A 5,964-nucleotide genomic window follows, 5' to 3' on the forward strand; every position below is an offset into this window, starting at 1 on the left:
TCGATCCTGATCAAGATCAACCAGATCGGCACGCTGACCGAAACCTTCGCCGCCATCGAGATGGCCAAGCGCGCCAACTACACGGCCGTGATCTCGCACCGCTCCGGCGAGACCGAAGACTCGACCATTGCAGACATCGCCGTGGGCACCAACGCCGGCCAGATCAAGACCGGCTCGATGAGCCGCAGCGACCGCATGGCCAAGTACAACCAGTTGCTGCGCATCGAAGAAGACCTGGGCGACGTCGCCAGCTACCCCGGCCGCGCGGCGTTCTACAACCTGCGCTGAAATGTTCTTGCCTCACACTCCGTTCGGGCTGAGCCTGTCGAAGCCTGCGAGCACCACGGTGCAGGCACTTCGACAAGATCAGTGCGAACGGGGTTTGGTCCCGGGCACACAACGCAGTTCGGCGAGCTGACAGGCCGTGCGCGTCGTGACCCTGGCCCTGCTGGCGCTGCTGGCGCTGGTGCACACCGAGCTCTGGCTCGGCAAGGGCGGGGTGCCACGCGTGATGGATCTACAGACCCGGCTCGATGTGCAGAAGGCCGAGAACGAAGCCGCTCACACTCGCAACGACCAGATCACCGCCGAAGTGCGTGACCTGAAAGAAGGCCTGGAGATGGTGGAAGAAAAGGCCCGCTTTGAGCTGGGCATGGTCAAGCCGGACGAGATCTACGTCCAGGTCACGACCGTCAAGCGCTAGTCCCTTTTGATGGACGCGCTGCTGCACTCTATGCAGCCCTTGTTCGCTGCAGCCTTCACGCTCTGGGGCTCGCCGGTCACCTGGCTGGAGATCGTGGCCTTCGTGTTGGCAGTGTGCATGGTGGTGGCCAACATCCGCGTCAACCCGATCGCATGGCCGCTGGCCATCGTGAGCTCGCTGCTCTACCTGGCGCTCTTTTCGGGCAGCAAGCTGTATGGCGAAGCCGCGCTGCAACTCGTGTTCATCGTGGTGGCGGGCTGGGGTTGGTGGCAATGGTTGCGGGGCACCGCCACCGATGGCTCGGTGCTGAAGGTGCGCTCGCTCACGGCGCGCGGCCGCTGGCTGATGCTGGGCACCTTCGCCATCGCATGGCCCGTGGTCGGCATGTTCCTCAAGCGCCACACCAACACCGACGTGCCCTGGTGGGACGCTTTCCCCACCGCAGGCAGCCTCATCGGCCAGTGGCTGCTGGGCCGCAAGTACGTGGAAAACTGGCCCACCTGGGTCGTGGTCAACATCGTGAGCGTGGGGCTGTTCGCCTACAAGGGCCTGTGGCTCACCACCTTGCTGTACGGGGTGTTCATCGTCATGTCGTTCATCGGCTGGCGGGCCTGGCAGCGGCTGGCGGCGCAACCATGAGCCGAGTGATTGCAATCGTCGGCGCCGAGAGCACGGGCAAGACCACGCTTGCCGGCGAGCTCGCTGTAGCGCTACGGGCTGAAGGCCAGAAGGTGGCCGTCGTCAGCGAATACCTGCGCGAGTTTTGCGACACCCACGGCCGCACGCCACTGATTCACGAGCAGGCCCACATCGCCAGCGAACAAACCCACCGCATCGCCGAAGCAAGCCAGTCGCATGACATCGTCGTGGCCGACACCACCGCCATGATGATCGCCGTCTACAGCGACAAGGTGTTCGGCGACCGCGACCTCTATCCCAGCGCCGAAGCCATTCACCGAGGCTACGCCCTCACCTTGTTGACGGCGCTCGACCTGCCCTGGCAGGCCGACGGCCTGCAGCGAGACGGTCCCCAGGTTCGCGAACCCGTGACCGCGCTGGTTCGTGCCAGCCTCGCACGGGCCACAGTCTCGTACTCGGTGATTGGTGGTTCGGGGCCGGCGCGGCTGGCATCGGCGTTGACGGCCGTGCGGCATGCGCCACGGCCCGAACCCGGCCCGCGCTGGCAATGGGCCTGTGACCACTGTGGTGACGCCAACTGCGAGCGCCACCTGTTGGCGCGAGGCTGAAAACTCAGCTCACCGCCCCCAGCTGTACCACCAAGACGATCAGAGCGCCGAGGCCCAGGTTCACGGCCACCCAGGTGCGAATGACACCGAGCGCGGCGCCACCGGCGGGCCAGTCTTGCGCCGCCACCGCGCGCTGCAAGCGCTTGTAGAGCGCAAAACGGATGTGGCCGAAGATGGCCACCATCACCAGCCCGAGCACCGCCATCACCATCCAGTCGAGCGGCATGTTCAACGACGCGCCGGTCTGTCGCGTGGCCTTCGCCGCCAGCATCATCATCGCCACCCCGCTGCCAACCGCAGCCAGGGCCAGCCACAGCACGATGTTGAAGAAGCGCCCCAATGCGTCGGCCATGAACGGCACCCGCGTCGGGGGCGGCAGGCTCATCGCCGCAGGGCGCAGGCAGAAGAGCGCAAAGAACATCCCGCCGATCCAGATCACGACCGACCCCAGGTGCAGCAGTTTCAGCAGTGCGTAGGCCATGTCGTGTGGGTCTCTTGTTGGTTTCAGTTCAACGTGGCGGAGCCGGGGGCTTGCTGTTCGTTCGGCGTGAACAGCTCGCCCACGTCGACTGGGTCGAAGTGGTATTTGACGCCACAAAAGTCGCAGGCGATCTCGACACGGCCTTGTTCGACGACGATGCCGTCGATCTCTTCGCGGCCCAGGCCCGTGAGCATGTTGCCCACCCGCTCGCGCGAGCAGGTGCAGGCGAAGTGCGGCTTCACCGGCTCGTAGCGGATCACCTTCTCCTCCCAGTAAAGGCGGCGAAGCACGGTGTCAGCATCGAGCGTCAACAACTCTTCAGCCGTCAGCGTGGCCGTGAGGTGGGCGATGCGGTTGTAGGCCTCGTTGATGCCGATCTCGTCTTCGTTCTTGCGACCCAGGTTGCCCGCGCCTTCGACCGGCAGGCGCTGGATCAGCAGGCCGGCGGCGATGTCGTCGTTGGCAGCGAGGATGAGCTTGGTGTCGAGCTGCTCCGACTGCAGCATGTAGTGCTCCAGTACCTCGCTCAGGTGGTGCAGCGGCTCACGCTGGTCGCCATGCAAGGCCACCACGCCTTGGTAGGGCTGTTGGCCGGGGAACCGGTCCTTGGGGTCGAGCGTGATGGCGCAGCGGCCCTTGCCGTGCACGTTGAGCAGGGTGTCGAGCTGCGCCCGCTCGGGCATCTCGCCCACCACCTTGGCGGTGACGCGGAAGGCCAGGTCGGGCTGCACCTCGGCCACCGCGAGCTTGACCGGGCCATCGCCAAAGATCTGGATGATCAGCGAGCCGTTGAACTTGATGTTGGACTGCATCAACACGCCAGCGGCCGCCATCTCGCCCATCAGCGCGCGCACGGGTTGCGGGAACTCGTCTTGCGCCGTCTTGCGGCGTTGCAAGACCTCGCGCCAGTCGCCGGTCAGGCGAACCAACAGGCCACGCACCGGCAGGCCTTCGAACAGAAACTTGTGCAGCTCGCTCATCAATCCATCTTCTTCAATCCCGCCTTGAAGCGGCGGGCATTCAACACATAGTGCATGGCGCTGTTCTTGATGCCGTCAATCTGCGCCGGCGTCAACATGCGCACCACCTTGGCGGGCGAACCGATGATCATCGAGCCGTCGGGGAACTCCTTGCCCTCGGTGATCAGCGCACGCGCTCCCACCAGGCAGTGTCTGCCGATCTTGGCTCCGTTCAACACCACTGAGCCGATGCCGATCAAGGAACCCTCACCCACCGTGCAGCCATGCAGCATCACCTGGTGCCCAACGGTCACGTTGTCGGCCAGGGTGACCGGGTAGCCGTGGTCGGCGTGGATCACCGTGCCGTCTTGCACGTTGCTGTTCTTGCCGATGGTGATGCGCTCGGTGTCGCCTCGCAGGATGGCACCGAACCACACGCTGGCGTTGTCAGCCAGCGTCACGGCGCCCATCACCTGGGCGCTGTCGGCCACCCAGGCGGTGTCGGCGATGTCGGGCGTGTCGTCGCCGAGTTCATAGAGGGCCATGGGCATGATCCAGTGGTCGAAGCCCATAATTCTAGGGATGAACCCGAGACAGCGCGCCCTGGAGGTCTTGTGCCTGCGCGACCCCACGGCCAAGGCCAGCGAGGCCCGCGCCTTGTTTACCGGCCTCGACCCGACACTCATCGACCCCGCAACCCGCTTCGACACACCGGCCGAGTTACCCGGCCGCCCCGACAAGCCGGCGCTGCTGCCACCGCGGCAGGTGCCGTCGCGCACGCCTTTCACGCCCGAAGGCAAGGCAGCGTTGGTGCATGCCATTGCGCACATCGAGTTCAACGCCATCAACCTGGCGCTCGATGCCGCCTTTCGCTTCGCCCTCATGCCGGTTGCGTTTTATGTCGACTGGTTGCGGGTGGCCAGTGAAGAGGCCCTGCACTTCAGCTTGCTGCGCGAGCACTTGCAAAGCCTTGGCCATGACTACGGCGACTTCGACGCGCATGACGGCTTGTGGCTGATGACGCAGCGCACGGCCGACAACGTGGTGGCCCGCATGGCGCTCGTGCCGCGCACGCTCGAGGCGCGCGGGCTCGACGCCACACCGCCCTTGCAAGCCAAGTTCGGCCGCGCCGGAGACGCACGCATGGTCGAGATCCTCGGTGTGATCCTGCGCGACGAGGTGGGCCACGTCGCCATCGGCAACCGTTGGTACCGCTGGCTTTGCGAGCGTGACCGGCTCGACCCCGTGAGCCACTACGCCGAGCTGGCGCTGCGTTACGAGGCACCCAAGCTGCGCCCGCCTTTCAACTGGCCGGCCCGCGAGGCAGCAGGTTTCACCGCCGACGAGATGGCGCGCCTGAACGCGGGCTAAGCGTTTCGAGAACTCGCTCCAGTGGCCCGCGTCTTGCTGAGACAGGCCGCTGAGCCCATTACACTGAGGCCCCTTCGCGCGACCCGCCACAAGCGGGCGCCTCCACGGCCCCCATTCGAGGATGTCCATGAACACCATTTCTACCCGTCGATTCCTGCAAACCAGCGCCCTGCTGATCACCGGTTTGCTTTTGTCCGCCTGCGGCAAGAAGACCGAGGCACCGGCAGCGCCCGCCGCCTCTGCCGCCGTGGCTTCGGCGCCCGCCCCGGCGCCCGCCAAGGTCTACGTGGTCGGCACCGATGCCGCCTACGCGCCCTTCGAATCGCAAAACGAAAAAGGCGAGATCGTCGGCTTCGACATCGACGTGGTCACTGCCATCGCCAAGAAGGCCGGCATCGAGGTCAAGTTCGTCAACACCCCGTGGGAAGGCATCTTCAAGACGCTGGACCAGGGCGACCGCGACTTCCTGGTGTCTGCCGTCACCATCACCGACGAGCGCAAGCAGTCGATGGACTTCAGCAACCCCTACTTCGACGCGCAACAGCTGATCGCTGTGAAGGCCACGTCCAAGATCTCAAAGTTCGACGACCTGAAGAAGCTCAAGGTGGGCGTGCAGAACGGCACCACCGGCGATGAAGTCGTGTCCAAGCTGCTCGGCAAGACCAACGCCAACATCAAGCGCTTTGCCGACACCCCGCTCGCCCTCAAGGAACTCGAGAGCGGTGGCGTCGACGCGGTGGTGGCCGACAACGGCGTGGTGGTCAACTACGTCACCAACAACCCGGGTTCCAAGTTCAAGGTGGTGATGGACAAGGCGTTCCAGCCCGAGCAATACGGCATCGTGGTGAAGAAGGGCAATGCCGACCTGCTCGGCAAGATCAACAAGGGCCTGGCCGACATCAAGGCCGACGGCACCTACGACCAGATCTTCAGCAAGTACTTCGGTGACAACGCAGCCAAGACGGCTGCTGCGGCCGGCTCCGCCGCCTCGAAGTAAGTAAGCCCCGCGCAGCGCAGACTCGGCCATGAATCTGCGCTGGGAGATCCTCGCCGGTTACGGGCCGCTGTTCGTGACCGGCCTGTGGATGACGATCCAGCTCACGGTCGTGGCCATCGCCTGCGGCCTGATGCTTGGCGTGCTGTTCGGGTTGGTCAGCAGCTCCGCCGACGCACCACCCCCCACGTCACGAGCCCTACGGTGGC

8 protein-coding genes and 1 pseudogene are annotated in these 5,964 nt (G+C 65.1%); 6 read left to right on the forward strand and 3 right to left on the reverse strand.

From position 1 onward, the window contains the following. From eno to RMO40_RS16050, 4 genes and pseudogenes are all read left to right on the forward strand, one after another. Positions 1–288: pseudogene (gene eno / locus RMO40_RS16035) on the forward strand (phosphopyruvate hydratase); the annotation flags it as partial. Between the two features lie 136 nt (positions 289–424). Next, complete coding sequence (ftsB, locus tag RMO40_RS16040) at positions 425–703, forward strand: cell division protein FtsB (protein ID WP_309723534.1); 279 nt, start codon at positions 425–427, stop codon at positions 701–703. A 9-nt stretch (positions 704–712) separates the two neighbouring features. Then, positions 713–1,342 carry a nicotinamide riboside transporter PnuC gene (pnuC, locus tag RMO40_RS16045; protein ID WP_309723537.1) on the forward strand — a complete coding sequence of 210 codons (630 nt, stop codon included), beginning with the start codon at positions 713–715 and terminating at the stop codon, positions 1,340–1,342. Then, positions 1,339–1,950, forward strand: a complete 612-nt coding sequence (locus RMO40_RS16050; protein WP_309723540.1) for an AAA family ATPase — start codon at positions 1,339–1,341, stop codon at positions 1,948–1,950. The genes pnuC and RMO40_RS16050 overlap by 4 nt, the downstream gene beginning before the upstream one ends. A gap of 4 nt (positions 1,951–1,954) precedes the next feature. Here RMO40_RS16050 and RMO40_RS16055 read toward each other — a convergent pair whose 3' ends face one another. From RMO40_RS16055 to RMO40_RS16065, 3 genes are read right to left on the reverse strand one after another with little or no spacing between them, the layout of a single operon-like run. After that, positions 1,955–2,431 carry a CopD family protein gene (locus tag RMO40_RS16055; protein ID WP_309723543.1) on the reverse strand — a complete coding sequence of 159 codons (477 nt, stop codon included), beginning with the start codon at positions 2,429–2,431 and terminating at the stop codon, positions 1,955–1,957. Between the two features lie 23 nt (positions 2,432–2,454). Next, the gene (hslO, locus tag RMO40_RS16060) at positions 2,455–3,411 is read right to left on the reverse strand and encodes an Hsp33 family molecular chaperone HslO (RefSeq protein WP_309723546.1); all 957 of its coding nucleotides are present in this window, start codon (positions 3,409–3,411) and stop codon (positions 2,455–2,457) included. Further along, positions 3,411–3,935 carry a gamma carbonic anhydrase family protein gene (locus tag RMO40_RS16065; RefSeq protein WP_309723549.1) on the reverse strand — a complete coding sequence of 175 codons (525 nt, stop codon included), beginning with the start codon at positions 3,933–3,935 and terminating at the stop codon, positions 3,411–3,413. Before RMO40_RS16065 ends, hslO begins: the two co-directional genes overlap by 1 nt. A gap of 37 nt (positions 3,936–3,972) precedes the next feature. Here RMO40_RS16065 and RMO40_RS16070 point away from each other — a divergent pair, with 37 nt between their 5' ends. Continuing rightward, positions 3,973–4,761, forward strand: a complete 789-nt coding sequence (locus RMO40_RS16070; RefSeq protein WP_309723552.1) for a DUF455 family protein — start codon at positions 3,973–3,975, stop codon at positions 4,759–4,761. A 127-nt stretch (positions 4,762–4,888) separates the two neighbouring features. Then, positions 4,889–5,758, forward strand: coding sequence for a transporter substrate-binding domain-containing protein (locus RMO40_RS16075; RefSeq protein WP_309723555.1), 870 nt, complete (start codon positions 4,889–4,891; stop codon positions 5,756–5,758). Positions 5,759–5,964 lie beyond the last annotated feature (206 nt).

Source organism: Rhizobacter sp. (genome assembly GCF_031412075.1).
Classification (GTDB): domain Bacteria; phylum Pseudomonadota; class Gammaproteobacteria; order Burkholderiales; family Burkholderiaceae_C; genus Rhizobacter.

Coding starts and splice junctions, on each gene's coding strand:
- RMO40_RS16065 (WP_309723549.1), bottom strand. CDS start 3,935: ATGGCCCTCTATGAACTCGGCGACGACACGCCCGACATCGCCGACACC.
- RMO40_RS16050 (WP_309723540.1), top strand. CDS start 1,339: ATGAGCCGAGTGATTGCAATCGTCGGCGCCGAGAGCACGGGCAAGACC.
- pnuC (WP_309723537.1), top strand. CDS start 713: ATGGACGCGCTGCTGCACTCTATGCAGCCCTTGTTCGCTGCAGCCTTC.
- RMO40_RS16055 (WP_309723543.1), bottom strand. CDS start 2,431: ATGGCCTACGCACTGCTGAAACTGCTGCACCTGGGGTCGGTCGTGATC.
- RMO40_RS16075 (WP_309723555.1), top strand. CDS start 4,889: ATGAACACCATTTCTACCCGTCGATTCCTGCAAACCAGCGCCCTGCTG.
- hslO (WP_309723546.1), bottom strand. CDS start 3,411: ATGAGCGAGCTGCACAAGTTTCTGTTCGAAGGCCTGCCGGTGCGTGGC.
- RMO40_RS16070 (WP_309723552.1), top strand. CDS start 3,973: ATGAACCCGAGACAGCGCGCCCTGGAGGTCTTGTGCCTGCGCGACCCC.